Source organism: Herbinix luporum, assembly GCF_900070325.1.
GTDB classification, from domain to species: domain Bacteria; phylum Bacillota; class Clostridia; order Lachnospirales; family Lachnospiraceae; genus Mobilitalea; species Mobilitalea luporum.
In genome coordinates, this window is sequence record NZ_LN879430.1 from 1,076,693 (window position 1) to 1,102,651 (window position 25,959).

Genomic DNA, 25,959 nt, shown 5'->3' on the forward strand with positions numbered 1-25,959 from the left:
TCATATTGTTATAATAATTACAACTCCGGTATTAATACCGGATATTTTCAAATAAATAGTTTGATTATCAAAGTATTTATAAATACATTTTAGCTCTATATGGAGGTAGGCCATGAATATGAAACCATTAATCATAGGTGATTTGAAAGTAAGGATACCAATTATTCAAGGGGGAATGGGAGTAGGAATAAGCAGATGGAGATTAGCCGGTTCTGTGGCAAAAGAAGGGGGAATAGGTATTATATCAACGGCTCAGATAGGATACGATGAGCCTGATTTTGAAAAGGATCCCATTAAAGCAAATTTAAAAGCTATAAAAAAGCATATTGACTTAGCCAGAAGCATAGCTGATGGGGGAATAGTAGGTGTTAATATTATGGTTGCTACCAAACAGTATGAAAGCTATATTAAAGCGGCCTGCATGGCAGGAGCGGATGTTATTATATCCGGAGCCGGGCTTCCCATAAAACTTCCGGACTTGGTTAAGGGTTATAATACTAAAATTGCCCCTATTGTATCCAGCTTAAGGGCAGCTTCCATTATATTAAAGATGTGGGATAAAAAGTATAAAAGATGCGCCGATTTTATTGTTGTAGAAGGACCTAGGGCCGGAGGTCATCTGGGATTTACTAAGGAGCAACTAGCCGGTGATCTTTCCGATTTTGATACAAGTATCAAAGATATAAAAAATTATATTAAGGTATTTGAGGAGAAATATCAGAGAAAAATACCTGTAATTGTGGCTGGGGGTATATATGATCGGAATGATATTAAGCATGCCCTTTCCCTAGGTGCCGACGGAGTACAGATTTCTTCCAGATTTGTGGTAACAAATGAATGTGATGCCAGTAAAGAATTTAAAGAGGCCTATATTAATGCAAGAAAGGAAGATATTGTTATAATTGACAGTCCTGTTGGAATGCCCGGTAGAGCAGTTTTGACCCCCTTTGTAAAAAAAGTTGCAAAGGGTAAGCTTCCTGTAAAAAAATGCTTCAATTGTCTGGAACGCTGTAATCCTAATGAAATACCATATTGTATTACAAAGGCATTAATAGAGGCTGTAAAAGGCAATATTGACGAAGGTTTAGTTTTTTGCGGAGATAATACCCACAGGCTTAATAAAATAACTACGGTTAAGGAAATATTTGAAGAATTAGTATTTTAGTTTACTAATAATAAAATGTTACTTAGATATATAGCCATATGTGATTTAAGTCACAGAAGTAATTTGATTTATTTAGCATACTCCTATAAAGGAAAATTTCATTTAAATGATTATATTAAAAATGTTAAAATATCTTATCTCTTATGGGGATTAAGATTGGATATGATTTTACAGACTAACATATAATAAAAGAAGTTGTACTTTGGTTGATTATTGCATATAAAACTTGTTGTAGATTAAAGTTTCTTAATAGGAGGAATTATTATGTCAAAAAAGCTAGTTGGTGTAATCGGATTAGCCGTTATGGGTAAAAATCTTGCACTTAATATAGCAGACCATGGATATTCTGTAGCTGTATATAATCGGTCAAGAGAAAAAACAGATAGTTTATTAGAGGAGGCCAAAGATAAGGATATTATAGGCACCTATTCTTTGGAAGAGTTTGTAGAAGCCCTTGAAAGGCCCAGAAAGATTATTTTAATGGTTAAGGCAGGTAGGGCTGTAGATGATATGATAGATAAACTTATTCCTCTACTTGATAAAGGAGACTTAATAATGGACGGAGGTAATTCTAATTACCTTGATACCATAGATAGAAGTAAGAAATTAGAAGATATGAGTATCCATTATCTTGGAACGGGTATTTCGGGAGGAGAAGAAGGGGCACGTAGCGGTCCTGCTATTATGCCCGGAGGAAGCCTTGAAGCTTATAAGATTATGGAAAAGATACTAAGAGATATATCGGCTAAGGTGGGAAGTGATGCTTGTTCTACTTATATAGGCAAAGACGGTGCCGGTCATTTTGTAAAAATGGTTCACAATGGGATTGAATATGCTGATATGCAACTGATTTGTGAAGCATATTCCATCTTAAAGAATACATTAAATCTTACGGCCCCAGAATTTCATAAAATATTTACAGAATGGAATAAGGGTGAGTTAAACAGTTATTTGATTGATATATCTGCTGATATATTTAAAGAAAAGGATCCTGAGACCGGTAATTATTTGGTAGATATGATTTTGGATGTGGCAGGTCATAAGGGTACAGGAAAATGGACCGGACAGATTTCCCTGGAGCTTGGGGTACCGACTCCTACTATTACCACAGCTGTATATGAAAGATATATATCTTCAATGAAAGAAGAAAGAGTAATTGCCCATAAGGTATTAAAAGGACCGGAAAGTAATAAGCCATTTCCTAAAGAGCAGGCTGAAGAATTTATTGAAGCAGTTCGCAGAGCCTTATATGCCAGTAAGATAATTGCATATGCCCAAGGATTTAGCTTAATGCGAGCAGCTTCCATGCAGTATGACTGGGACTTAAATCTTGGTGATATAGCAAAAATATTCCGGGGAGGCTGTATTATAAGAGCCCAATTCTTAAATCGAATTATGGAAGCATATGATAAGAAAAAAGATATAGTTAACCTTTTACTTGATGATTATTTTAATGAAATCCTAAGTAGCTACCAAGAAGATTGGAGAAAAGTAATTAACACAGCCATATCCTACGGTATATCAACACCGGCCTTTAGTAGCTCTTTGGCATATTACGACAGCTACCGCAGTGCTCAACTTCCTATGAACTTGCTACAAGCACAAAGGGATTATTTTGGGGCACATACTTATATGCGTATAGATAAAGAAGGTGTTTTCCACACCCAGTGGTAGATGCTACCGGGTAGGGTAAACAAACTGTGAACAAACCATAAACAGAATCCTTGTAAGAAGGGAGTGAATACCAATGATAGTAAATAATAATATGATAGGTGGAGAAAATAATTTGTCTGCAATTATGGTGATTTTCGGTGGTACCGGGGACTTGACTCACAGGAAGCTTATGCCTGCCTTATACAATATGCTCTTAGACGGATTACTGCCGGAGAAGTTTCGTGTGGTCTCTATCGGTAGGAGAGACAAGACAGAAGAAGAATACCGTAATGAAGTGCGAACTTCCATTGATAAACACTCCAGAAATAAAGTAGACCCGGATAAATGGGCTATTTTAAATGATATGATTAAATATTACCGTTTTGATTTTAGGGATCTTGAGGGATATTCTTTACTAAAAGACTATTTATATCAGCTAGATAAAGCAGCCGGTACAATGGGCAATAGAATCTACTATTTGGCAGTTGCTCCTGAGTATTTTGAAACCATTGTACAGGGACTTTATAAAAGTAAGATGACCAAAATAGAGGGGGCATGGAGTAGGCTTGTTATTGAAAAACCCTTTGGAAAAGATTTAATAACAGCTAGACAACTTAACCAAAAGCTTCTTGAGGTATTTGATGAAAGTAATATTTATAGAATAGACCATTATCTGGGTAAAGAAATGATTCAAAATATAATGGTTCTAAGATTTGGTAATTTGATCTTTGAATCTTTATGGAACAATAAGTTTATTGATAATATACAGATTTCCTTGACAGAAAAATTAGGTGTGGGAAGCCGTGGAGGGTATTATGAAAACTCTGGAGCCATGCGGGATATGGTGCAAAATCATATTATGCAGATATTATCATTAGTGGCCATGGAACCTCCTATTAAATTAGATACAGATTCTATTCGAACGGAAAAACTTAAGGTTATTGAAGCCATAGAAGAGATAAGCCCAGAGTTTCTTCGGGATAATATAGTTTTTGGCCAATATGGCAGGGGGATTATAGATGGTGTCCCTGTTCAGGGCTATCGTGAAGAGGAAAATGTCCCAAAGGATTCTATGACTGAGACCTTTGTTGCCTTAAAGCTTCATATCAATAATTTTCGCTGGGCAGGTACCCCATTTTATATAAGAACCGGTAAAAGATTAGGTACCTATGGAGCAGAAATTGTGATTCAATTTAAGGCACTTCCAAATATCTTGTATTTTAAAGACAGCAATATTCAGGAACCCAATCTTTTAGTTATACGAATTCAACCAAATGTAGGAGTCTTCTTTCAATTTAATACTAAGGATTTTAGTACCCATCATGATCTGGTTACTACAAAGATGGATTTTTCTTATGCAAGTCCCATACAAGGAAATACTCCAGAGGCTTATGAAAGGCTGATATACGATATTTTAAGAGGAGATTCCACCCTATTTTCTAGATGGGATGAAGTGGAGGCAGCCTGGACGGTGGCTGATAAGATTATCGGGTACCGAAAACAAAGTAAGCTTAAATTCCCTAACTATGATGCCGGCTCTATGGGTCCTATTAGGGCTTTTGAGCTTTTAGCAAAGGACGGAAGAAGATGGTGGAACATATAAAAGGAAAGTAAAAAAGGAGGAAAATATGATTATCGATACAAATTCTTTGCAAATTTATGATATTTCTATGGCCATTACTCCTTCCATGGCCGTATATAAGGGTAAAGATTTTAAAAGGCCGATTATCAGCCTTGACAGTGATTTTTCTACCGGTTCATCTTATGAGTCAAGGTTAGAGTTTAATCTTCATACAGGAACTCATCTAGATACCCCTCTTCATATGATACCACAGGGTTATACTTTAGAAAAAATAAAGCTAGACCGGGTAGTAACCAAATGTAAAGTGCTGGATCTTACCGATGTCAAGGAAAAAATTACAGATAAGGATTTAGCCAAGTTTTCAATTGAAGAAGGGGATTTTATTTTATTAAAAACCAGAAATTCCTATGAAGATATTTTAGAAAATAATTTTGTATACCTTCATAAGAGCGGAGCAAATTATCTGGTAAAGCAAAATATAAAAGGGGTAGGTATTGATGCTCTCGGAATAGAAAGAGATCAAGCTGACCATGAAACCCATATAAGTTTATTTAATGCTGATATTATGATACTTGAAGGGCTAAGGCTTAAAGATATAGAAGAGGGAGAATATCTCCTTAGTGCAGCCCCTATACTTATACCTGGGGCAGAAGCAGCACCTGTTAGGGCCTACTTAATAAAATCAAAGTAAATTATATGAAATCTTGCTTAAATAATGATTAATAATAAATGTTCTGTCATAGATAAAATTATAAATAGAAATGAATAATACTTAATTAGGTTGACAAGGGGCATTTTTCACTCTATCATAATTTTATATTATCAAAAAACAATCCGGAAAGTCATAAAAATAATATAAATTGAGTGAAAAATTTATCTTTCATCGGATAAAAAGGAGAGAAACAAATGAGTAGAGTTAAAATTGTGACAGACAGTACCTGTGATTTATCACATGATTTATTAGAGTTATATGATATTAGTGTCTTACCATTAATGATTTCTATGGGAGAGATAACTAAGAAAGATGGTTTAGAATTAGTTCCTGAGGAAATTTACCGATGGTCCGATGAAACCGGTCAAACACCAAAAACCGCCGCCCCAACTATAGGTGATGCTGTTTCTTTTTTAGAACCTTTTGTAAATGCAGGATTAGATATAATTTTCTTTGGAATCTCTGAATCTATGTCAGCAACATGTAATGTAATAAGGCTGGCAGCTCAAAATCTAAATTACGATAAAGTTTATGTGGTTGATTCAAAAAATCTTTCTACCGGTATAGGATTGCAGGTACTTCGTGCAGCAAAGATGGCAAAAAAAGGATCTACTGTTTTGGAAATATTAAATGATAACTCTGAAATTAAGGATAAAGTAAGAGCTAGCTTTGTTGTAAATACTCTTACTTATCTTCATCGGGGAGGAAGATGTTCCGGTGTAACTGCCTTACTTGCCAATACTTTAAAACTAAAGCCGGAGATAATGGTAACAGAAGGTAAAATGGTTGTAGGAAAGAAATATAGGGGCAATATCAAATCTGCCCTCTTAAAATATGTTCACGATAAAGAGAAACAACTTCTAAATGCCGATAATGATAGGGTGTTTATTACTCATTCCGGATGTGACCAAGAAATAATAGAGGAAATTAGACAGTATCTTGAAGACTTAAACATATTTAAGGAAATACTTATAACCCGTGCCGGTGGTGTTATATCCAGTCATTGTGGTCCTAATACATTGGGAGTTTTATATATAAGTAAATAAATCAAGTAAATAAAATATAAAATTAAAGCTGTTTCATAAAGTAATAATAGGTAAGATATGTCCTAGGATATTATGAAACGGCTTTTTTATTTTATCCAAAAATTATTTTAATAATATGAGTAAAAAAGGAAACACTGTACTTTAGCAGAATTCATCAAAGCTATGATTATTTTTTATTGTTATAAAGGAGGTTTCTTATGAAGAGTAAAGATCATTTTAATTTTCAGGGTGACAACAATGAAAGGTTAGGAAAAATTCATCCTACAAACAAGGAAGGGACAGCAGCCTGGCAGAATTTTGAGGGCTATTATAAGGTGGACCAGGTTGGTAAACCCTCTGAGCAAGATGTTATAGAAGCCAAGGAATGGGTAGATAATGGTAGTAGATTATAAAAGGAGAGTATAGTATGGCAAAAATTCAGATGACAGTGGATGGTAATACAGCAGCCGCATATGCAGCATATGCTTTTACGGAAGTGGCAGCCATATATCCCATAACTCCCTCTTCCGGCATGGCTGAAATAACTGATGAATGGGCTGCCAACGGAAGAAAAAATATTTTCGGTCAAAAGGTTAATGTGGTGGAAATGCAATCTGAAGCAGGTGCCAGCGGCACATTTCATGGTTCATTACAGGCCGGGGCTCTTACTACCACATTTACAGCTTCCCAAGGCTTGCTTTTAATGATTCCCAACCTATACAAAACAGCAGGTGAATTACTGCCGGGGGTAATTCATGTAAGTGCAAGAGCTATTGCAACCCACGCCCTAAGTATATTCGGTGATCATCAAGATGTGATGGCAGTAAGACAGACAGGTTGTGCCTTGCTTGCAGCCGGCTCCGTTCAAGAAGTGGCTGATTTGGCTCCCATAGCTCATCTGGCAGCTATAAAGGGACGCTTACCCTTTATCCATTTCTTCGACGGATTTAGAACTTCCCATGAGGTTCAAAAGGTAGAATTATTGGAGTATAGAGATTATGGTGAGCTTCTTGATATGGAGGCGGTAAGGGACTTTAAAGACCGGGCACTTTCTCCCAATAATCCCTTTTTTAGGGGTACGGCACAAAACTCAGATATATATTTTCAAGGAAGAGAAGCTGCAAATCCATTTTACTATGATATTGTTCCTATCGTAGAAGAGTATATGAATAATATGGCAAAAAGAACCGGAAGACAGTACCATCTTTTTGATTATTATGGAGCTGAGGATGCGGAATATATAATTGTTGCCATGGGTTCCGTAACTCAGGCTATCCAGCAGACCATAGATTATTTTAACAGTAAAGGTGAAAAATATGGGCTGGTTATGGTAAGGCTTTACAGACCATTTTCTGTGCAACATTTCTTAGAGGTTATACCTAAGACAGTAAAAGCAATTGCAGTCTTAGACCGGACTAAAGAACCGGGATCTGTAGGAGAACCTCTTTACGTAGATGTATGTTCAGCATATAAAGATATAAGTAATCCTCCTATAATTGTAGGTGGCCGTTATGGACTGGCTTCAAAGGATACAACTCCTAGCCATATTGCTGCCGTTTATGAAAACTTAAAAGAAAATCAACCTAAAAACTCCTTTACCATAGGAATTATAGATGATGTATCAAAGACTTCCTTAAATATAAAAGAAGAAATAAACGGGGAACAGGAAGATATGAATGCCTGTCAGATATGGGGACTTGGATCCGACGGTACCGTAGGTGCCAACAAACAAGCAATTAAAATAGTCGGTGATAATTCTGATTTAAATGTCCAAGCATACTTTGACTATGATTCTAAAAAATCAGGAGGACTTACGGTATCCCATCTACGTTTTTCAAAAGAACCCATACGATCCACATATCTGGTCAACCATGCAGACTATATTGCCTGCCACAATCCATCCTATGTATATAAATATGATATGCTAGAAAGCTTAAAAGACGGGGGCACATTTGTACTAAATACTCAATGGGATGAGGAAGAAGTGGAAAAAAATCTGCCTGCTAATATGAAGAGGCAGCTGGCAAAGAAGAAGGCCAAGTTCTATATAATTAACGCCATAAAAATTGCCTCTGATATCGGACTTGGCAACAGAATTAACATGGTTATGCAAGGAGCCTTCTTTAAACTGACTAAACTGCTTCCTGAAGATGTCTATGTGAAGGAGCTAAAAGATGTAATTCATAAAATGTACGGTAAAAAAGGTGAAAATATAGTTAAGATGAACCATGAGGCTGTTGATCAGGGTATTATGGCAGTCAAAGAGGTTAAAATACCGGAAAACTGGATAGAGGCTGAGGATGAGAAAGAAGAAAAGGTTAAAGAACCTGAATTTATTGAAAAGATTATGAGACCTATGTCTAATTTAAAAGGAGGGGAGCTGCCTGTCAGTGCTTTTTCCGGCATAGAAGACGGTACATTTCCTTCCGGAACTACGGCCTATGAAAAACGAGGCATAGCGGTTAATGTTCCTGAATGGATTATGGAGCGTTGTATCCAGTGTAATCAATGTGCCTATGTATGTCCCCATGCTGTTATTAGGCCCTTTTTGTTGGATGAAGAAGAGTTACAAAAGGCCCCTGAGACCTTTGTTACAAAAAAAGCCACAGGAAAGGCTTATGAGGGCTTACATTATAAAATACAAATCAGTCCCCTAGATTGTACCGGTTGCGGTAATTGTGCAGACGTATGTCCCGCCAAAGGAAAAGCCCTTATTATGCAGCCTTTTGAAACTCAAGTGGAGAAAGAAGTGGTAAATTGGAGATTTGCCATGGAGGGTATCAGTTTTAAAGAAAACCTTTCATATGGTCAATCATTTAAAGACAGTCAGTTTAAGCCTCCATTAATTGAGTTTTCAGGTGCTTGTGCCGGTTGCGGTGAAACTCCTTATATTAAACTGGTTACCCAATTATTCGGTGAAAGAATGATGATTGCCAATGCCACAGGATGTTCCTCCATCTGGGCCTCATCTGCACCAAGTATGGCCTATACAATTAATAGAAAAGGCAAAGGACCTTCTTGGGCCAACTCTCTTTTTGAAGATAATGCCGAATTTGGCTTCGGTATGTATTTGGCTGTAAAGCATATACGAGATAAATTGGAAGATACTATGAGAAAGCTAAATACAATGAATATTGAAGAAAAGGTTAAAGAAGCTTTCCATGATTGGATTCATTATAAGGATGATAGTGATGCTTCAGAAGAAGCCAGCAAAAAGGTACTGGACGTATTGGAGAACTTTACTTCAACAGATATAGAAATTATGAACATGGTTAATGATATAAAGGAAAATAAGGATTATTTAGTTAAAAGATCTATCTGGATTGTGGGCGGTGACGGTTGGGCATATGATATAGGTTACGGAGGACTTGATCATGTAATGGCTTCGGGAGAAGATGTAAATGTATTAATATTTGATACTGAGGTTTATTCCAATACCGGTGGTCAGGCCTCAAAGTCTACTCCTACTGCAGCCATAGCAAAATTTGCTGCTTCCGGTAAAAAACAAGGTAAAAAAGATCTGGGCAGAATGATGATGACATACGGCAATGTCTATGTTGCTCAGGTTGGTATTAATGCAGATAATACCCAGCTGATTAAGGCTTTACGGGAAGCAGAAAGCTATAAAGGCCCATCACTGATTATATGTTATTCTCCTTGTATTAACCATGGTATAAAAGAAGGCATGGGCCGCAGTATGGCCAATATTAAGAAGGCGGTTCAATCAGGATATTGGCATCTGTATAGATATAATCCCATGCTTAAGAAGGAAGGAAAAAATCCTTTTATTCTAGATTCTAAGGAACCTACAGAAAGCTTCCGGGACTTTTTAATGGGGCAGGTCCGTTACAGTTCCCTGATGAAGGCATTTCCCGATATGGCTGAGGAACTATTTGAACAGGCAGAAAAACAAGCAAAGGAAAAGTATGCTATTTACAAACAGATGGCTGAACAGGAACCTATCCAGGTATAGTAATTTATAAAAACTATAAAGGGGTAAAGATATTTATAAGATATCTGCCCCTTTTTTTAGTAAAAACAAACTGATTACCATAAAATTTATTTGAAGTGAGTATTATGATTGGAATAACTATCAATAATCAACAAGTAAATGTAAGTTTATTGGATTATGGTGGTGACATTTCAATAAATTACATAAGAAAAAGCATTATTAATTGTATGAAAATTATTGTTTTTTTGATATAATTATAATAAAAATACACAAAGAGGTGGCAGCAGTGCTTATTAAGTCATTAAAAACGACAGTTAATACTAGGGCAAATAAGGATGTTGAAATTATTTATAATCTATTTTTTAAAAATGCACTATATAGCTTAGAATGCATTAAGATGAATTGCAATAATAAGGAGCCCAATAATTATTGCCTTGTAGAAAATTTTACGGAAGATGAGACAGAAGCAGAAACTATACTTCATATCCTGGCAAAAGGAATGGCAGCTCCAATACATATCAAGGATTTAATTGAAGATTTATCAATTAGCCTAACATATTAATAACAAGTACATAGCTAGAGACCGTGAGTTTTCCTAATATTATGGAATCTCTCGGTCTCTTTTATTTAATTAAAATTGTATATTTAGGGAAGTGTTAGGAAAATATAGATGTATAGGTTTGGTTTAAATCTACTAAGAAAGAAGGATGAAAATGGATGGGAGAATAAATTCAGAAGTTTTTAAGAAATTGTTTTCAAAAAGCGGCGATGTGCTTATAAGGCCGATTAAAATAAATCAAAATAATATAATTGTACATTTATTTTGCGTAGACGGCTTAATAAATCAAGAACTGTTTGATACTGCCGTCTTTAAATCCTTAAAATTTGACCCATATTTATCACAGTGCAAAACCGAGCGGCAAATGATGGACTACCTTTTAGAAGGCGGAGCCTACCATGTATTTACCAAAGAAGAGACTGATTATAATCTCTTACTAAAGTATGTACTTAGTGGTATGGTGGCCTTGATCTTTGATAAAGAAGAAAAGGCAATTGTTTATGATATACGAAAATTTGAAAAACGTTCAGTTTCAGAGCCAACTGAAGAAAATGTTATGAAGGGATCTAAGGATTCCTTTATAGAAGTAATGAGAATGAATACGGCCTTGATTCGAAGACGGATAAGGTCTGAGAAGCTGGTAGTAGAAACCCTAAGTGTCGGTAAATTGTCAAAAACCGATATGGCCTTAATCTATATAAGTGATATAGCAGATTCTTCAACTGTAAATAAAATACGTCAAATCATAAACAGTATTGATATAGACAATATTTCGACTCCGGCCTTTATTGAGGAGTTTTTAGTGGAAAATAAACATAGTATTTTTCCACAGATAATGTATACCCAGAGACCGGATAGGGTATCTGCCAATTTATCAGACGGAAGAGTGGTGTTAGTGGTTGACGGAATTCCCTTTGCATATATTCTTCCTTGCCAACTTCCAATGCTTATGCAGTCCCCTGATGATTATGCCAATCATTTTTTAATAGGCTCCTCCCTGCGGATAATTAGGTACTTATCAATGATAATTACTTTATTTTTACCGGCATTTTATATTGCCGCCACCACCTATCAAAGTCAGATGCTACCGGTACAATTAGCCCTATCAACTCAAGCAGCAAAGCAAAATGTACCATTTTCCTCCGCTTCAGAGGTTTTGGGACTTTTAATTTCCTTTGAAATTTTAATAGAAGCCGGACTTAGGTTGCCAAAAGCGGTAGGAACCGCCATGTCAATTCTTGGGGGTATTGTAGTAGGCCAATCAGCCGTTGCTGCCAATTTGGTGTCTCCTGCAGTAGTAGTTATTGTATCTTTGGCAGGAATATCAGGATTTATTATGCCAAACCAAGATTTAAGCAGTGGAATTAGACTTACTAGATTTATACTGGCAATTTTAGCAGCCGTAGGAGGCTTTTTTGGACTGGTTGTGGGATTAATAGTATTAATAACTCATTTGTGTAGTTTGGATAACTACGGAACAGCTTATATATGGCCTTTTGTGGACGTAGAGGAAAGGAATATAAGGGATACTCTATTTCGGTTTCCTATAAAATATTTTAAGAAAGGTCCTTTAAAACAAAATGATGGGAAGGCTGAGATTGAATGAAGAAAATAGTTATACTGGTAATGTCTGTTTTATTTTGGGGATTATGGGGTTGTAGCCATGATATGAACCGTAGAGAAATTGATGAGATTAATTTTATACATGTATTAGGTATAGATTATTCTATGGGAGAATATGTTTTGACAGCCATTTATAGCTCAAATCAGGGGGCAGATGCAGAAAGCGGCCAGGCAGGCAAAGAAGAAATATCTCAAGGAAGAGGCCAAACTCCTTATGAGGCCCTTCAATCTTTAAAATTAAAGAATAAAAAATCAGTTTCCATAGCTAATACCGGATATTTTTTAATCGGAGATAAGGCTGCATATAACGGTATAGATGTCTGCTTAGATTTTTTATCTAGGGATGAAACTGTTAAAATGGAATCTTTAATATTTATTATTAAGGATGATAATGCTGAGGATTTTATCAAGGATAGTATAGAAAATGGACAAACTGTTCATGAGGATTTAGAAGCAGTAAAACAAAAACAAGAAGAGTTAATTACTAGAAATGATAATACTTTAGTTAATATACTTAATGAAATGGAAGTAAAGACGGCCAGTGTATTAATTCCTTATCTTATAACAGAAGAAAATGCCTTTCTTCTTAAAGGCTATGCAGTAATTGATCAGCTTAAACTGGCTGATTATTTGGATATGGAAACTTCATCGGCTATAAATTTTATTAAAGATATAATTCGGGCCTTTCCAATTTATATTGAAAATAAGGTGGGATTATCCATATCCTATTCCAAATGTAAGTTGAAGTCCACAATTAAGAATAATCAGATAAAGGTATTAATACATCTGGAATTTGAAACTATGGTAAAGGAAGTTAATACTAATCAGATGATTTTTTCCGGTGAATCTTTAAGGGAGCTTACTGATAAACAAAATGAGTATATTATAGAACTTTTAAAAAAGGCAACTAATTATTCAATTCAACATGGCCGGGATATACTGCAGATTGGTCGGCTTTTGGAAAATCAACAGAATAAAAGGTGGAAAAGCTTAAAAGAAAATTGGAATGAAAGAATCTCGGAAGTTCAATATGATTTTGAGATTAAATCAAAGATAACAAAATCCTTTATTATGGGTAATGAAAGTTAGATTGTGGAGGGAGGAAAAAATGATTTATGTCTTTGGATCTTTACTGATTATATCTTTTATGAAACATAAGGATATATTGCTTAATAAGAAAAGAAATCTTGTTTTGTTTTTGATTTTATCAGTATGTGGGATAGCCTTGGGGGTTGTCCGTATGATTTATCCATATGTTCCAAGTATAGCATATATTTTGGAAAAATATTTGAAATGAGGTAACTATATGAATAAGCTAATAACTATGCGACAGGTAGTTTTTATGTATCTTTTTATATCTTTATCACCGGTATTAAGACAAGTTCCTACAGCTTTAGCTAAGCAAGCGGGCAGAAGTGGGTATTTAAGTCCATTTTGGTCTTTAATGGTTATAGTTCCATTATCGGCCATAATCTTATTACTGATTAGATCCTATCCGGGGCTAAATCTTTATGAAATTATGGTTTATATGGGGGGTAAGATTTTTGCTAAAACCTTTATTTTCCTATATATAATTTGGATAATCTTATTCTTATCAGCTAAGATTAATGCTTATTCCTTAACATTACAATTTACCTTAATGCCTAAAACAAGATCCGATTTTTTTATGCTGGTAATCTTACTACTAGTTTATTATGCCCTTCTTAGGGGTAGCAAAACAATATTTCGTTTTTCAGAATTAGCCCTGGGACCGATTTTTCTTCTAATAGCTATATTTTTATTATGTGCCCTAAGTAGATTAAGGACCGATTATTTACTTCCCGTATCAACTATTAACTTACCTTCCACAATCAAAGCATCAAAAGATATATTAGCTGTGGGTGGTAATTTAATTCTTATATTGTTTTTTTCAGATAAAATAGGAATATCTCTTACAAAAAAACAGATAAGGAAATTTTGGCTTGGTTCAATCGTATTTGTTATTTTTACCTTTGTAATTACTATTTTTACCTTTGGTATTACCGGAGCAAATCTAACTAAAAACCTGCCCTTTCCTTTTTATATAACAGTTAAGAGCATTTCATTTTTTAATATATTTGAACGATTTGAAGTAATAGTTACTATTATGTGTGTCTTATCCGATTTTATAACCATATGTATTATGTTTTTAATCTTGTTACGGTTAATAGATTGGCTCTTTGACATTGAGGAAAGGGGATTTTTGTTCCTGCCCCTAGGAATAATTATATATTACTTAACCTATTATATAAGCACCACTCAATTTGAATATAATTTCATATATGAGAATTTAATTGTTAATGTAAATTTGGTATTTCAATATATAATACCTATGATACTTGGATTATTATCTTTGCTAAAACATAAAAATGTTAAAAAACAGTTCTAAGGTCTACTCATAAATATGGATATTAATATCTTCATCATCGTATTTATATATTTGATGCTTGATATAATCCTGGGCTACAGGATCAATAAATTGATATACCCTGTGATATTCCTTGGTTTCAGGGTCTTTGACTGTTTCTGATCTGTTTTTATATAAAAACTGAACTAAATCATAACAGTCAATCCAGATTTCATTGACACTATCTTTTTGAGATTCATCAAAGATTAATTGTAAGCCAAAATGCAGGTGAGGAGTTCGTATATTATTAGCATTTTCTTTTCTGCTGTAACCGGTTCTGCCAAGATAGCCTATAACATCCCCGGCTTGAACCACACTTCCTATCTCTAAGGATTTATTGTAGGGATAATTTTGCCTAAGATGGGCATAGTAGTAGTATCTTTTTTTATCAAAACTGCGGATGCCAATTCTCCATCCACCATATTGATTCCATCCCAAGGCTTCCACATAGCCGGATTCTACCGCAATAATAGGGGTACCTACTTGACCCATCATATCATGGCCTAAGTGCTTTCTTTTAAAACCGTAGCTTCTTGATACACCGAAATCATCAAAATGGCTATAAGGATAATATTTTGCTATGGGAAGAAAAGCTTTTAGGCCATATTTTTTTTCCCACCTTTTACCCCCGGGGGCGGTCTCATCTGCTACTTCAATTTCATATTCTCCCACCATACCACCAAGAACAGCACTATAGGCCTCAAGATAATAATCATAATACTTCATATTTTCTGTTAAGGATTCCATGGTTTCTTCTTTATTAATCAGCTTATTTGCCAGATCATTCATATGTTTTTCCTTATATTTTGAAAAATCTCCCCCATACTTTGCCCCTAAGTAGGCAAGTAATTCAATCCAATTAAGATGGACCTGGCTATCATAGGTTTCCACATCATAGCGGTATGCCCGGTCCATGGCTTTATGGCTGACATCAAAACTAACCCACTTAATAAATTTTTTTTCGGTATCATACATTGAAGCATACATAGCTTGGTCATATTCAATACCCTGTTTAATTAAAACAGAAGATAAGATAAGTATTAGAATCAGTTCACATATAATAATATGCTTAGCTTTATATTTTACAAACATAAAGACTTCCTCAACATAGACCTCGTAATATCTTATGAGATTTTTCTCTTATTCATTCCCTTTATTCAAAGATGTCAGTTTTTAATTTTTTATGATATTTTAAATATATATTAATATCATTTTTATTAATATCATAACTGGCAAGCATTACCTCATTTATATCAGATACTCCTTTTTCTTGAAGCTTTTTAATAAGCCATTTTTCATTTTTACCTGTATGTTGTAAATTTCTATACATTATACGACCGTCAATTATTATATTGGCCATGGGTTCCGGTTGAATAGGATTCATATTCATATCAGCAGGGCAGAGAGGACGCTGTGTAGACATGGGGAGTATACTAATTTTTCCGTTGCTTTCCAAATAAATAGTGTGAACCTCCTCTAAATCATAATAACCTTGAATTCTACATTCCGATAATAATTCACCTATATCCATTTTGGCAGAAAGTAAATTTTTTTCATAAATTTGCCCATCCTGATATAGTATAAGAGCCTGTCCTTGAATAAATCTTCGTAGTTTTATGGATTTACAAGTTAGAAAGTTAATAGTTACTGTAAAAATTGCAAGAAAAATCATGGAAAGTAAGGGTTCTAATAAGGAGTCAGTTGACATGGCAGCCATCTCTCCGGCAATTGAACCTACTGCTATACTACTTATATAGTCAAACATACTTAATTGTGACATCTCCCTGTTACCCATAATTTTTGTAAGGAAAAATAAGGCCATAAGAGAAAGAGAAGATGAAATTAGTATTTCCGTTATCTTCATAATTTTTCCTCCTATATTAACACATTCTTGCTAATCTTATGGTTTACAAATCAAATAAAATTATTTATATAAAATATAATTAACCCCATGGCTATTTTTAATAAATAGCAAGATATATGAGAAAATTTGGTTCAAGCAAGTATAATAAAATATTTTATAAGCATAATATGTTTGAAATGATTCTAAAATAGAAAGGAGCCTGCTTATGAAAGCATATGTAGATCAGGAGGGCTGCATAAGTTGCGGCTTGTGTATAGACGTCTGTCCTGAAGTATTTAGCTATAATGACGACGGGGTATCTCAGGCCATTGAAGATGATATTCCCAAAGACTGTCTAGAGCGAGCAGAGGAAGCTAGGGATGGCTGCCCTGTTAGTGTAATAGATTTAAAAGAATAACTTCTTTTATATAGGCAAAATATAAGCAAAAAACCTCTGTTAAAACATATTTTCATGATTTACAGAGGTTTCTTCTTTTATATATATTGATAATTTTAAGAACTTTGTTACTAATTTATCCTGCAGCTTCTGTCACCTTTTGAATATAGTCAGTTATTTTAATGGGACCTTCTAATATTTCTCTTCCCACATATAGGGTACGGTCCGGTTTAATCATTATGGACCACCTAATTAAAGCTATGGCGCCATTAATTATTTCAATTCCTGTAATACATCTTGGATGAACACAGCTGCCGTCATTAAAATACGGAATATCTCCCGGTTTTGGAAAAACCGGTCTGTGAGTGTGGCCGGTTATGATGGCCTGATTATTCTTTAAGGACCAATCGGCAATTCTTTTTTCTACCTTGCTTTTTCGTACACTGTTTTTTGAAGCACTGGTGGGGTCCCTAATGCCAATTAATTCTAAAGGCCTCCAAATATACCGAACCAAAAATCTTGATAATCTCCAGAAGTTATCATTTATCAAATCTCCCTGATGACCATGGGTAAGGAAAATCTGATATGGGGCATCCTTATATTCTAATATTAGGCCTTCTGTTATTTTAATCCCTGGAAAAAGAGGCATGGTAGAATTTCTACTGTCACAAAAGAAGGAATTACATTTTGTTTTTGAGTATTTAGGATTTTTTTTAACTATATCATGATTCCCATATATCATATAGAATCTTCCTGCCTTATAAAATTGAGACATAATCCAAAACACATCACTATAGGTACTTATTATGTCATCAATTTTGCGATTTTCCCACAGTTCATCCCCGTCACCTAATTCTATATAAGTAAATCCCCTTTCATAATAGTATTGTAATGCTGCAATAAAAAGATTTTGGTTATTGTAGAAATTATCTGACCATCCCCCGTCTCCTCTATGACAATCACTCATAATAATAAATCTAGAATAATCATCGAAGTATATCTTAGGAGAAGAGGATAGAACTTGTGTTAATCGCTTAGAGACACCCATAGCATCATTCCTCCTCTTCTAAATCCTGAATTTTAAGAAAACCTTTAATTTTATTGAAGGATTCAAATACTTGATGAGGTTTACCCATGTTTATAATATGATTGTACATATGAGGTGCCTGCTGCTTAATGTGGGCAATTTTATCAAGGGTATTGACATAGGAGGAAGTAAGATAGTGGTAGGCTTCACAAAAAGAACGATTATTACTCTGCATAAGATTTACGGTTAAGGGATTCTTAGTAAAGGGCTGCTGGGTATGGGGTTTGTCAAAATGTATAAATACCCGTCTACCCTTTAACATAAATTCATCTTCTCCGTAACCTGTTTCTTTAAGTCCCCTTACAAAGGCCTCGGCCATTTGTCGATTATGCATATCTAAAACAATATCCATAGTAAGTTCTGAGGGTTGGGAGAATTCACCCAGTTTAAAACCGGTTAGCCACCAATGATATCCACTTCTGCTTAGTAAAACATTTCCGTTTTTTTTAAGGGTAAAAGACATATTGATTCTGTCTTCATCCTTTACACTATAATAAAAGGTACCGTTAAATATACCGGGAATATTAATGTCCGGGGCGGTGGTATAGTATATGCCGACTTCCCCCCCTGTTGTCATGCCGTATTGACCCTTCCAAAATTCAAGAAGCCACTTCTTTCCATTATATCTAAAATGAATTGGTTCACAGTCAATTATCATGCTTAAGGTAGCACTGGCCTCATCATAAAGTCTGCAATATCCGAATTTTCTTTGCCAGCATTCATTTAGGGAATAGAATATGTCCTGTGAAGGATCATAGGCAAAGCCAAAGAGTTTCAAATCCTTATTTAATTCTTCCAATTGCTCTTGGTCGCTTCCGATTACATCTGTAATCGGGCGGACCACTATATTTTCATCGGCCTTCTTCTTTTTATTTCTACGGAACCTTTTAAACAATGAAACTATAAGGATAAGAATTAAAATAAGTGAAATTATAAGAATTTTATTTTGAATATATAAATTCCACAGGAATAAAAAAATGCCATTATCACCCATAATATAACTCCTTTCTTTAGGCTATATATCATCATATTCCGATGATATTGAACTTGTTAAATGAAAGGTAAAAATAATAGAAATCTGGTATATTTTGATGAAGAAAAATAAAATCATATAAAATAAAAAATAGGGGCTGTTTCAAAATCCAAGTTTTGAAACAACCCCTATAATAGTGTCTTGTTTTTACTTTCAGTTTTATTCGATTAAAGTTATAGCCTCTTTAAAGCCCTTAGTGTAATGGACTTCATAGTCGGAAGTAATAAAGATGCCATAGGTATCGGGAATGCTCTCTAGGAGTTTTATTCCTTCATCAAGTCCCAGTGCAAAACAGCTGGTACTTAATCCATCTCCGTCTACTGAAGCCTTTGATATAATGGATACAGAGATAAGATTATTATTATAAGGATATCCTGTTTTTGGGTTAAGAATATGGTGGTAATTATTTCCTTCAAAGGTAAAATAGCGTTCATATACTCCGGAGGATACCACTGACATATCATTAATTTCCATAATAGCTATGGTTTCATTTCTGTCGGCATAGGGTTTTTGAATACCAACCTTAAAGTATGATCCGTCCGGTTTTGTACCAAGGCAGAGGACATTTCCACCAAGATTTATAATGGCACTATTTACACCCTGTGATAATAAATATTCTTTAACTTTATCAGCAATATAACCTTTGGCAATGGCTCCCAAATCCAATCTAATGCCTTCCTTTGCAAAGGTTAGTTTATTTCCTTCTAAATGGATATTTTTATAATCAATATAGGCCAGTGCCTTATTAATTTCTTCCTTACTAGGAAGTCTAGGATTAATACCGGTAAAATCCCATAGGGATGAGACAGGAGCAATGGATATATCAAATGCTCCATCTGATAATTTGCTATAATATAATCCATAGGCAATTAATTCAGACATTTCATCAGAAATATAGTAGGTTAAGCCCTCATGGGGAGCGGTTTGATTATTTATAGCATATAGTTCACTTTCCGGATCTGTTCTACTGAATATTTTTTCATATTTTTTTATAAGCTCCATACATTGATCCAATATGGCTTCTTCCTGTTTGTCATATATTGATATACTTATAAAAGTATTTAGCAGAAAGGCAGACTTACTAATAAATTGAGAGTCAACATCTTTTTTATCATTGTTTATAGCCGGTTGGCAGCCGGTTAAAATTATTGTAATTAAATATATTGGTAACAAGACAAAAATCAGCTTATGTTTTGCCATTACACCTTTTTTATTATAAAACTTTTTCTTAATCATAAATCTCCTTGATATTTTTTTCAGAATTTTTTTTGTTTATTATTACAATGCTATTATTGTAAGTTTATATATTTTCTATGTCAAGAAGCAATAGTTTAAGAGGAGAATAAATGGAATTATATGCTAATATCTTTATAATTTATTTGCTTGACAATTAATCTTGTCCATATTATGATATCCACAACTAATATAGTTAGAAACCTTGGAATAATGTGTTTATAGGTATTTGTATATATAATAATGTCAAACTTTTAACAAGTAAGAGATGGCAGGAGGGCTATTAGTTTTGAAGAATTATTTTCACGGTGGAATCCATCCGTCCGATGGTTCTGATAAATCATTAAGTAATCAAATACCGATACGTAAGTTCTTGCCTAAAACAGTGGAGATTTCTATGAAACAGTCACCAAATAGTATCTGTACTGCAATAGTTAAGGAAGGTGATAAGGTTTCAAAGGGAGAACTAATAGGAAAACCCACTGGTTTTAGCTCTGCCAATATCCATGCAAGTATCAGCGGAACTGTAACCAAAGTTATAAAAAGCAAGGATGACAAGGATAGGGAATTTGATATTGTTGTTATTCAATCGGATGAAAGTAATACAGATAGTTTAGATACAGCTGGCGGATGGGAATACGAAAGTAGTCTTGTAGACCTTTCGGCCTATACTAAAGAAATAATTATAGCTAAAATGGAAGAAGGCGGCCTGGTAGGCATGGGAGGCGCCGGTTTTCCTACCCATGTAAAATACCAATCAAAAGAAATAATTAAATATATCCTTATTAATGGGGCAGAATGTGAACCATATCTTACCTGTGACCATACCCTTATGAGGGAACAGGGCTATGCAATTATTAATGGGGTACTCTTATTTGTTAAGGCCTCAGGTGCAAAAAAGGCAATTATATGCTTTGAGGATAATAAGCTTGATATTGCAAAAGATTTCGAACAGATTATTTCAGGAAAAGAGCTTCCTATAGAAATTAAGGTACTTCCCACTAAATATCCTCAGGGAGGGGAGAGGCAACTGGTGGAGGCTGTACTTGGTATGGAAGTTCCGGCAGGAGAATTGCCCACTAGTATTAGTACTATAATAAATAATGTAGGTACAGCAAAAGCCTTGGCAGATATTGTACTTAAGGATGAACCCCTAATTTCCCGTGTGGTTACAGTTACGGGAATGGTGAAAGAACCATGTAATTACTTAGTTCCCATAGGAACAAGATTTAGGGATTTAATTGATATGTCCGGGGGATTTACATCTAAGATAAGCAGGGTTATAGAAGGTGGGCCTATGACCGGTCGCAGTATACAAATCGGTGGCGCCCTTGATGACTTAGAGGGAAGTGTAGCTAAGACCACTTCCGGTTTATTAGTACTGGAGGATAGCTACAAAATAGAATCTCCATGTATTCGCTGCGGAGAATGCGAGAGAATATGTCCTGCAGGCCTTGCCCCCTTTAAAATTGATTTTGCTGCTTTAGAAAATGATATCACTTTATGTGATAAATTATATGCTACTGAATGTATCAGTTGTGGTAGTTGTTCCTATGTCTGCCCGGCAAAAAGGGAATTGGCATATAGAATAACAGAGGCCAAAAATGAAATTTTCAGACTGAGACGAGAGCGGGGGGCTAAATAATATGAAGCTAAAAAGTGGAAAACAGTTACATGATGTAAGTCCTCATATTGTTAAGAATTGGTCAACAAAAGAAATTATGCAGGATGTGGTTATTGCCCTTATGCCTGCCTTCTTAGGTTCTATCTATTTCTTTGGCCTTAATAGCCTAATCCTTGTTTTAACTGCCGTTACAAGCTGTGTATTATCAGAATATATATGGCAGAAGATAAGAAAAGAGCAGCTGACAGTGGGTGATTGGAGTGCTGTAGTTACCGGTATTCTCCTAGCCTTTAATGTTCCTTCCACTACTCCTATTTGGGCTGTCATGGTAGCATCGGTATTTGCCATAATTGTGGTAAAACAGTTTTTTGGTGGTATAGGTAGTAATTTTGCCAATCCTGCTTTAATGGGAAGAGCATTGCTGTTATATCTTTGGCCTGCCCAGATATCCAATTATATAACAACCAACCATTCCGGTGTCGATGCCGTAAGCTCACCCACAGTTTTGGGTATGTTAAAGAGCGGTTCAGAGATTAGCCAATTTTCTAAATGGGACATGTTTATAGGAAATATACCCGGCTGCCTTGGAGAAACCAGTGCCTTATTACTTTTAATAGGCTTTGCTTACCTTTGTTATCGGAAAGTAGTTAATCTTGCAGCAGCAAGTTCTTACGTTCTTACAGTATTATTGGTAACCTTTGTATTTTCTAAAGATGGATTTTTTAAAGGTGATATATTAACCAACCTATTATCGGGAGGACTAATCTTAGGAGCCTGCTTTATGATGACCGATTACGCTTCAGTTGCCCCTAGAATAAAAGTAGTCTTAGCAATAATTGCAGGTCTTATTACGGCAGGAATAAGAATTTGGGGTATGTTACCGGAAGGGGTAAGTTACGGTATATTAATAGCAAACTGTTTATCGGGAATTACTGAAATGATTATAAAACCCCATATTTATGGTGTAAAGCTTAAAAGCAAAAAATAAGTCATACTTAAGAATGCTTTAGTAATTTAATAGATTATTAGAAAAAGTGAGGGAATTATTATGAAAGACAACAGATTAAAAGGTATTATTGCTTTGGCAGTAGTAACAGTATTGGCCTTTGGTATTATTTATGGCAGCAAAATATTAGTTAAGGATGAAGCAAATAATCAGAAAGATGTAGGTCAGAATGATGAAAATCTTCCCGGCTCAATAGATGTATCAGGAGCAGAAGGTATTGTTTCTGCTAGAGAGATTACCGATGATGCCGGCAATATTACAGCCTACTCAGTAGTTGCTGAGGCTACCGGTTTTGCTACAAAGCCTGTTACCATGGAAGTTGTATTTGAAAATGATGCTAAAACAATCAAGGAATTAAAAGTAGTAAGCCATGCCGAAACTCCCGGTTATGGTCAAAAAATGGAAGAGGAAAGTTTCCTAAATCAATTTAAGGGAATTTCTGCTCCTATTTATCTTAGGGGAAAAGCTCCTGTTGCAGATACAAGCAACCAAGATGTTACTGCCCCTACACAAGAGGGTTACCAAGACGGAATTTATCGTGTAGAAGCCGATGAAGTAGATAACAAGGGTTATCTATATATGCTTACAATTAAGGTTGAAGAAGGTAAAATAACCTCTCTGGTGTTTGATTCCATGAACAGAGAAGGGGAATATAAAAGCTACCTGTCAACTGTAGGGGAATATGTTATGACTGATGATGGTCCTACATGGAAAGAACAAGCGGATGCCTTAGCTAACTATGTCTTGGAAAAACAATCTATTGACGGACTCACCGTCGATGAGAACGGTAAAACCGATGTGGTTTCCGGGGTAAGTATCAGTATTAATAATTTCCTTGACCTGGCCAAGAAAGCTCTACAAATGGCTAAAACCGGTGAAGGGGCAGAAAGTACAGGCTCAGATGAGGCCGGTTATGTAGACGGTGATAGTGGTGAGGTAGGAGAAATTGACGGTATATCCGGTGCAACTGTTACAAGTAATGCTATAATTAAGCTTGTTAATAATGCATATGATTTTATTTCTGATTATGCTAAATAGTAATATTATTTTAAAAACTTAAACTAATAAATAATTTTATGAAAATAATAAATTAATTTGTAAATAATTTATTATTGGAAGATACCAAGGAATAAAAAAGAAAGGAGAGTATGATGTAGTAACTACATCATATAGGGATTATATGAAAGCAAGATATCCGGTGGAAGCATATGCACTGGCCATGGTGATTTTTTCACAAAACATGAGGATAGCCCTAATAACCGGTATATTGATCCTCTTTATAAGCACTTTAGGTCTGGTGATAGATGGATTGGTAAAATGCAATCTTCCAAAATGGAGTAGGAATTCAAGTATAATAATCCTTATGGTATCCTTAACCTTTTCCCTATTTCAGATTGTATTAGTAGCTGTCTTAGGGTATAAAATTAATGATACAGCATCCATATTCCACATCTTCCTAGGCATACTTATTGCAAAACATATTATTAATAAAGCAGATGAAATAGATTATAATAGCCTTCTATTAGAGGGAGCCGGGGCATTTGCCATGCTGCTAATTATCTCTCTTATAAGGGAGTTTATGGCAGAGGGCTCAATTTATGGGTATAAAATATTGGATTTTAATCTAAAATCCTATGGTTTTTCACAGGTAATAATGGGATTTTTGCTGACAGGACTGGGTTTAGCTCTTCTTAATAGGATTTTCTACCATAAGGAGAAAGAAAAAATTAAAACAGACAGCATCTTTGTAATATTGCCTGTGGTACTACTTGAACAGCCTTTTACCATAGACGGGATTGATCCTTCTGTTAGTATGCTTATAATCATAATAATTGTTTTGATTTTACTATATTCCATTAGAAAACATCTTGTCTTTTCAAGACTAAGTAAAGGGATTAAGAATTTACCTGCCGAGCTTGTTTCTGCAGGAATGGTATATATGATTTTATCTATGTTTTAACAAATAAACAATCAGTAAGGTAACATAATTATGGAGCAAGAATTATCTTGCTCCTTCTTATGGTAAGGATGATATATGAAAAAAAATGATTTATATTTAATAGTCGGTATCTTAACACTTATTGGAATTTCTTTTTTAATAATTAACTTATACAAAACATCCGGTAGTAAAGTTATAATAACTGTCGATGGTAAGGAGCATAAAGTTTTTAATTTAAAGGAAGATACCATTTATAAAATTGAACATGATAACGGACATTGGAACACAATTGAAATAAAGGATGGATATGTAAAAATGCTTGATGCAAGCTGTCCCGATAAGCTTTGTGTAATGCATAAAAAGATTCAAAATAATAACGAATCAATTACATGTCTTCCCAACAAGGTTGTTCTTCGTATAATCGATGGTAAGGAAAAAGGTCCTGATGCCGTCGCCAATTAAATGCCAAGATATTTTACTAAAAGGAGTTATAATGAATTCTAGAAAAATAGCCTCATATGGCTTATTTATTGCACTGGCTTTTATATTTAGCTACATAGAAAGCCTTATTCCTATGCCCTTTGCCCTACCGGGAATGAAACTGGGATTAGCAAACTTAGTAATAATAGTAGCTTTATACGGTATTGGGGTTAAGGAAGCATTTGTCTTATCAATGGTACGAATTCTTTTGGTAGGATTTACTTTCCGGGATCCCTCTACTCTTATTTTTAGCTTTGCAGGGGGAATACTTAGCTGGCTACTGATGACTGTATCTGTAAAATTCAAGTTATTTAGTATGGTTGGAGTCAGTATCCTTGGAGGAATAGCCCATAATATAGGTCAGATTATAGTAGCAATGATATATGTAAATAACCCCAGTCTTATATATTATTTGCCCTTATTAATGATAAGCGGTCTTGTAAGCGGAGCACTTATAGGAATACTTGCGGCATTAGTAATAAAGAGGCTAAAAAAGTTTTTATAAAAAGTCGGATGCAATAAAGCCATCCGGCTTTTATTTGTATCCATGGCTACTATCTATTTAATAAATTATCATATAATTATTAGTAACAGTAAGAGAAATCAATTATAGGAATTATA

General features: G+C 34.8%; 24 protein-coding genes. 19 read left to right on the forward strand and 5 right to left on the reverse strand.

Going from position 1 to position 25,959, the window contains the following annotated elements:
• Nucleotides 1-112 precede the first annotated feature (112 nt).
• The 12 genes from SD1D_RS04945 to SD1D_RS05000 all read left to right on the forward strand — a co-directional run bounded on the left by SD1D_RS04945 (nucleotide 113) and on the right by SD1D_RS05000 (nucleotide 14,678).
• Complete coding sequence (locus SD1D_RS04945) at nucleotides 113-1,165, forward strand: NAD(P)H-dependent flavin oxidoreductase (protein ID WP_058257901.1); 1,053 nt, start codon at nucleotides 113-115, stop codon at nucleotides 1,163-1,165.
• Nucleotides 1,166-1,429: 264 nt separating this feature from the next.
• Nucleotides 1,430-2,839 carry an NADP-dependent phosphogluconate dehydrogenase gene (gndA, locus tag SD1D_RS04950; protein ID WP_058257902.1) on the forward strand — a complete coding sequence of 470 codons (1,410 nt, stop codon included), beginning with the start codon at nucleotides 1,430-1,432 and terminating at the stop codon, nucleotides 2,837-2,839.
• Nucleotides 2,840-2,912: 73 nt separating this feature from the next.
• Nucleotides 2,913-4,421, forward strand: a complete 1,509-nt coding sequence (gene zwf, locus SD1D_RS04955) for a glucose-6-phosphate dehydrogenase (protein ID WP_197687600.1) — start codon at nucleotides 2,913-2,915, stop codon at nucleotides 4,419-4,421.
• Nucleotides 4,422-4,446: 25 nt separating this feature from the next.
• Nucleotides 4,447-5,091: a cyclase family protein gene (locus SD1D_RS04960; RefSeq protein ID WP_242955255.1), complete on the forward strand. Its 645-nt coding sequence runs from the start codon at nucleotides 4,447-4,449 to the stop codon at nucleotides 5,089-5,091.
• Nucleotides 5,092-5,306: 215 nt separating this feature from the next.
• Nucleotides 5,307-6,158 carry a DegV family protein gene (locus tag SD1D_RS04965; protein ID WP_058257903.1) on the forward strand — a complete coding sequence of 284 codons (852 nt, stop codon included), beginning with the start codon at nucleotides 5,307-5,309 and terminating at the stop codon, nucleotides 6,156-6,158.
• A gap of 197 nt (nucleotides 6,159-6,355) precedes the next feature.
• The gene (locus SD1D_RS04970) at nucleotides 6,356-6,550 is read left to right on the forward strand and encodes a CDIF630_02480 family spore surface protein (RefSeq protein ID WP_058257904.1); all 195 of its coding nucleotides are present in this window, start codon (nucleotides 6,356-6,358) and stop codon (nucleotides 6,548-6,550) included.
• A 14-nt stretch (nucleotides 6,551-6,564) separates the two neighbouring features.
• On the forward strand, nucleotides 6,565-10,110 hold the full coding sequence (gene nifJ, locus SD1D_RS04975; protein WP_058257905.1) for a pyruvate:ferredoxin (flavodoxin) oxidoreductase: 3,546 nt from the start codon (nucleotides 6,565-6,567) through the stop codon (nucleotides 10,108-10,110).
• A 265-nt stretch (nucleotides 10,111-10,375) separates the two neighbouring features.
• A complete protein-coding gene (locus tag SD1D_RS04980) occupies nucleotides 10,376-10,651 on the forward strand; it encodes a DUF6514 family protein (RefSeq protein ID WP_058257906.1) in 276 nt (91 codons plus the stop codon).
• 151 nt (nucleotides 10,652-10,802) lie between these two features.
• Nucleotides 10,803-12,254: a spore germination protein gene (locus SD1D_RS04985; protein WP_058257907.1), complete on the forward strand. Its 1,452-nt coding sequence runs from the start codon at nucleotides 10,803-10,805 to the stop codon at nucleotides 12,252-12,254.
• Nucleotides 12,251-13,360, forward strand: a complete 1,110-nt coding sequence (locus tag SD1D_RS04990) for a Ger(x)C family spore germination protein (RefSeq protein WP_058257908.1) — start codon at nucleotides 12,251-12,253, stop codon at nucleotides 13,358-13,360. The genes SD1D_RS04985 and SD1D_RS04990 overlap by 4 nt, the downstream gene beginning before the upstream one ends.
• 19 nt (nucleotides 13,361-13,379) lie before the next feature.
• Nucleotides 13,380-13,568, forward strand: a complete 189-nt coding sequence (locus tag SD1D_RS04995; RefSeq protein WP_058257909.1) for a hypothetical protein — start codon at nucleotides 13,380-13,382, stop codon at nucleotides 13,566-13,568.
• Between the two features lie 9 nt (nucleotides 13,569-13,577).
• Entirely contained in the window at nucleotides 13,578-14,678 is a 1,101-nt protein-coding gene (locus SD1D_RS05000; protein WP_058257910.1) for a GerAB/ArcD/ProY family transporter, read from the forward strand.
• A gap of 3 nt (nucleotides 14,679-14,681) precedes the next feature.
• On the opposite strand, the gene SD1D_RS05005 is transcribed toward SD1D_RS05000, so the two are convergent.
• Both SD1D_RS05005 and SD1D_RS05010 read right to left on the reverse strand, forming a co-directional pair.
• Entirely contained in the window at nucleotides 14,682-15,788 is a 1,107-nt protein-coding gene (locus tag SD1D_RS05005; RefSeq protein WP_058257911.1) for a M23 family metallopeptidase, read from the reverse strand.
• Nucleotides 15,789-15,849: 61 nt separating this feature from the next.
• Nucleotides 15,850-16,560, reverse strand: a complete 711-nt coding sequence (locus tag SD1D_RS05010) for a DUF421 domain-containing protein (RefSeq protein WP_058257912.1) — start codon at nucleotides 16,558-16,560, stop codon at nucleotides 15,850-15,852.
• Nucleotides 16,561-16,765: 205 nt separating this feature from the next.
• On the opposite strand from SD1D_RS05010, the gene SD1D_RS05015 reads away from it, so the two are divergent.
• Nucleotides 16,766-16,957, forward strand: coding sequence for a ferredoxin (locus SD1D_RS05015; protein WP_058257913.1), 192 nt, complete (start codon nucleotides 16,766-16,768; stop codon nucleotides 16,955-16,957).
• A 115-nt stretch (nucleotides 16,958-17,072) separates the two neighbouring features.
• On the opposite strand, the gene SD1D_RS05020 is transcribed toward SD1D_RS05015, so the two are convergent.
• The 3 genes from SD1D_RS05020 to SD1D_RS05030 form a co-directional block, all read right to left on the reverse strand.
• Nucleotides 17,073-17,984: a metallophosphoesterase gene (locus tag SD1D_RS05020; RefSeq protein WP_058257914.1), complete on the reverse strand. Its 912-nt coding sequence runs from the start codon at nucleotides 17,982-17,984 to the stop codon at nucleotides 17,073-17,075.
• A gap of 4 nt (nucleotides 17,985-17,988) precedes the next feature.
• A complete protein-coding gene (locus SD1D_RS05025; protein WP_058257915.1) occupies nucleotides 17,989-19,017 on the reverse strand; it encodes a DUF4474 domain-containing protein in 1,029 nt (342 codons plus the stop codon).
• 198 nt (nucleotides 19,018-19,215) lie between these two features.
• Nucleotides 19,216-20,292: an FAD:protein FMN transferase gene (locus SD1D_RS05030; RefSeq protein WP_058257916.1), complete on the reverse strand. Its 1,077-nt coding sequence runs from the start codon at nucleotides 20,290-20,292 to the stop codon at nucleotides 19,216-19,218.
• Nucleotides 20,293-20,578: 286 nt separating this feature from the next.
• Here SD1D_RS05030 and rsxC point away from each other — a divergent pair, with 286 nt between their 5' ends.
• From rsxC to SD1D_RS05060, 6 genes are all read left to right on the forward strand, one after another.
• Nucleotides 20,579-21,934, forward strand: coding sequence for an electron transport complex subunit RsxC (rsxC, locus tag SD1D_RS05035; RefSeq protein ID WP_242955256.1), 1,356 nt, complete (start codon nucleotides 20,579-20,581; stop codon nucleotides 21,932-21,934).
• 1 nt (nucleotide 21,935) lies between these two features.
• On the forward strand, nucleotides 21,936-22,901 hold the full coding sequence (locus tag SD1D_RS05040; RefSeq protein ID WP_058257918.1) for an RnfABCDGE type electron transport complex subunit D: 966 nt from the start codon (nucleotides 21,936-21,938) through the stop codon (nucleotides 22,899-22,901).
• 60 nt (nucleotides 22,902-22,961) lie between these two features.
• On the forward strand, nucleotides 22,962-23,957 hold the full coding sequence (locus SD1D_RS05045) for an FMN-binding protein (RefSeq protein WP_058257919.1): 996 nt from the start codon (nucleotides 22,962-22,964) through the stop codon (nucleotides 23,955-23,957).
• 142 nt (nucleotides 23,958-24,099) lie between these two features.
• The gene (locus SD1D_RS05050) at nucleotides 24,100-24,879 is read left to right on the forward strand and encodes a hypothetical protein (RefSeq protein WP_058257920.1); all 780 of its coding nucleotides are present in this window, start codon (nucleotides 24,100-24,102) and stop codon (nucleotides 24,877-24,879) included.
• A 75-nt stretch (nucleotides 24,880-24,954) separates the two neighbouring features.
• Nucleotides 24,955-25,320, forward strand: coding sequence for a NusG domain II-containing protein (locus SD1D_RS05055; protein ID WP_058257921.1), 366 nt, complete (start codon nucleotides 24,955-24,957; stop codon nucleotides 25,318-25,320).
• Nucleotides 25,321-25,351: 31 nt separating this feature from the next.
• Nucleotides 25,352-25,843, forward strand: a complete 492-nt coding sequence (locus SD1D_RS05060; RefSeq protein ID WP_058257922.1) for a Gx transporter family protein — start codon at nucleotides 25,352-25,354, stop codon at nucleotides 25,841-25,843.
• Nucleotides 25,844-25,959: the final 116 nt, after the last annotated feature.

Excerpts from the sequence above, each read along its gene's own strand:
- gndA (WP_058257902.1), top strand. The coding sequence starts at position 1,430 with ATGTCAAAAAAGCTAGTTGGTGTAATCGGATTAGCCGTTATGGGTAAA.
- SD1D_RS05055 (WP_058257921.1), top strand. The coding sequence starts at position 24,955 with ATGAAAAAAAATGATTTATATTTAATAGTCGGTATCTTAACACTTATT.
- SD1D_RS04985 (WP_058257907.1), top strand. The coding sequence starts at position 10,803 with ATGGATGGGAGAATAAATTCAGAAGTTTTTAAGAAATTGTTTTCAAAA.
- SD1D_RS05060 (WP_058257922.1), top strand. The coding sequence starts at position 25,352 with ATGAATTCTAGAAAAATAGCCTCATATGGCTTATTTATTGCACTGGCT.
- SD1D_RS04945 (WP_058257901.1), top strand. The coding sequence starts at position 113 with ATGAATATGAAACCATTAATCATAGGTGATTTGAAAGTAAGGATACCA.
- SD1D_RS05005 (WP_058257911.1), bottom strand. The coding sequence starts at position 15,788 with ATGTTTGTAAAATATAAAGCTAAGCATATTATTATATGTGAACTGATT.
- SD1D_RS04965 (WP_058257903.1), top strand. The coding sequence starts at position 5,307 with ATGAGTAGAGTTAAAATTGTGACAGACAGTACCTGTGATTTATCACAT.
- SD1D_RS05000 (WP_058257910.1), top strand. The coding sequence starts at position 13,578 with ATGAATAAGCTAATAACTATGCGACAGGTAGTTTTTATGTATCTTTTT.
- SD1D_RS05015 (WP_058257913.1), top strand. The coding sequence starts at position 16,766 with ATGAAAGCATATGTAGATCAGGAGGGCTGCATAAGTTGCGGCTTGTGT.
- zwf (WP_197687600.1), top strand. The coding sequence starts at position 2,913 with ATGATAGTAAATAATAATATGATAGGTGGAGAAAATAATTTGTCTGCA.
- SD1D_RS04990 (WP_058257908.1), top strand. The coding sequence starts at position 12,251 with ATGAAGAAAATAGTTATACTGGTAATGTCTGTTTTATTTTGGGGATTA.
- SD1D_RS04995 (WP_058257909.1), top strand. The coding sequence starts at position 13,380 with ATGATTTATGTCTTTGGATCTTTACTGATTATATCTTTTATGAAACAT.
- SD1D_RS05030 (WP_058257916.1), bottom strand. The coding sequence starts at position 20,292 with ATGATTAAGAAAAAGTTTTATAATAAAAAAGGTGTAATGGCAAAACAT.
- SD1D_RS05040 (WP_058257918.1), top strand. The coding sequence starts at position 21,936 with ATGAAGCTAAAAAGTGGAAAACAGTTACATGATGTAAGTCCTCATATT.
- SD1D_RS04970 (WP_058257904.1), top strand. The coding sequence starts at position 6,356 with ATGAAGAGTAAAGATCATTTTAATTTTCAGGGTGACAACAATGAAAGG.
- SD1D_RS04960 (WP_242955255.1), top strand. The coding sequence starts at position 4,447 with ATGATTATCGATACAAATTCTTTGCAAATTTATGATATTTCTATGGCC.
- SD1D_RS05010 (WP_058257912.1), bottom strand. The coding sequence starts at position 16,560 with ATGAAGATAACGGAAATACTAATTTCATCTTCTCTTTCTCTTATGGCC.
- SD1D_RS05020 (WP_058257914.1), bottom strand. The coding sequence starts at position 17,984 with ATGGGTGTCTCTAAGCGATTAACACAAGTTCTATCCTCTTCTCCTAAG.
- SD1D_RS05025 (WP_058257915.1), bottom strand. The coding sequence starts at position 19,017 with ATGGGTGATAATGGCATTTTTTTATTCCTGTGGAATTTATATATTCAA.
- SD1D_RS05045 (WP_058257919.1), top strand. The coding sequence starts at position 22,962 with ATGAAAGACAACAGATTAAAAGGTATTATTGCTTTGGCAGTAGTAACA.
- nifJ (WP_058257905.1), top strand. The coding sequence starts at position 6,565 with ATGGCAAAAATTCAGATGACAGTGGATGGTAATACAGCAGCCGCATAT.
- SD1D_RS05050 (WP_058257920.1), top strand. The coding sequence starts at position 24,100 with ATGAAAGCAAGATATCCGGTGGAAGCATATGCACTGGCCATGGTGATT.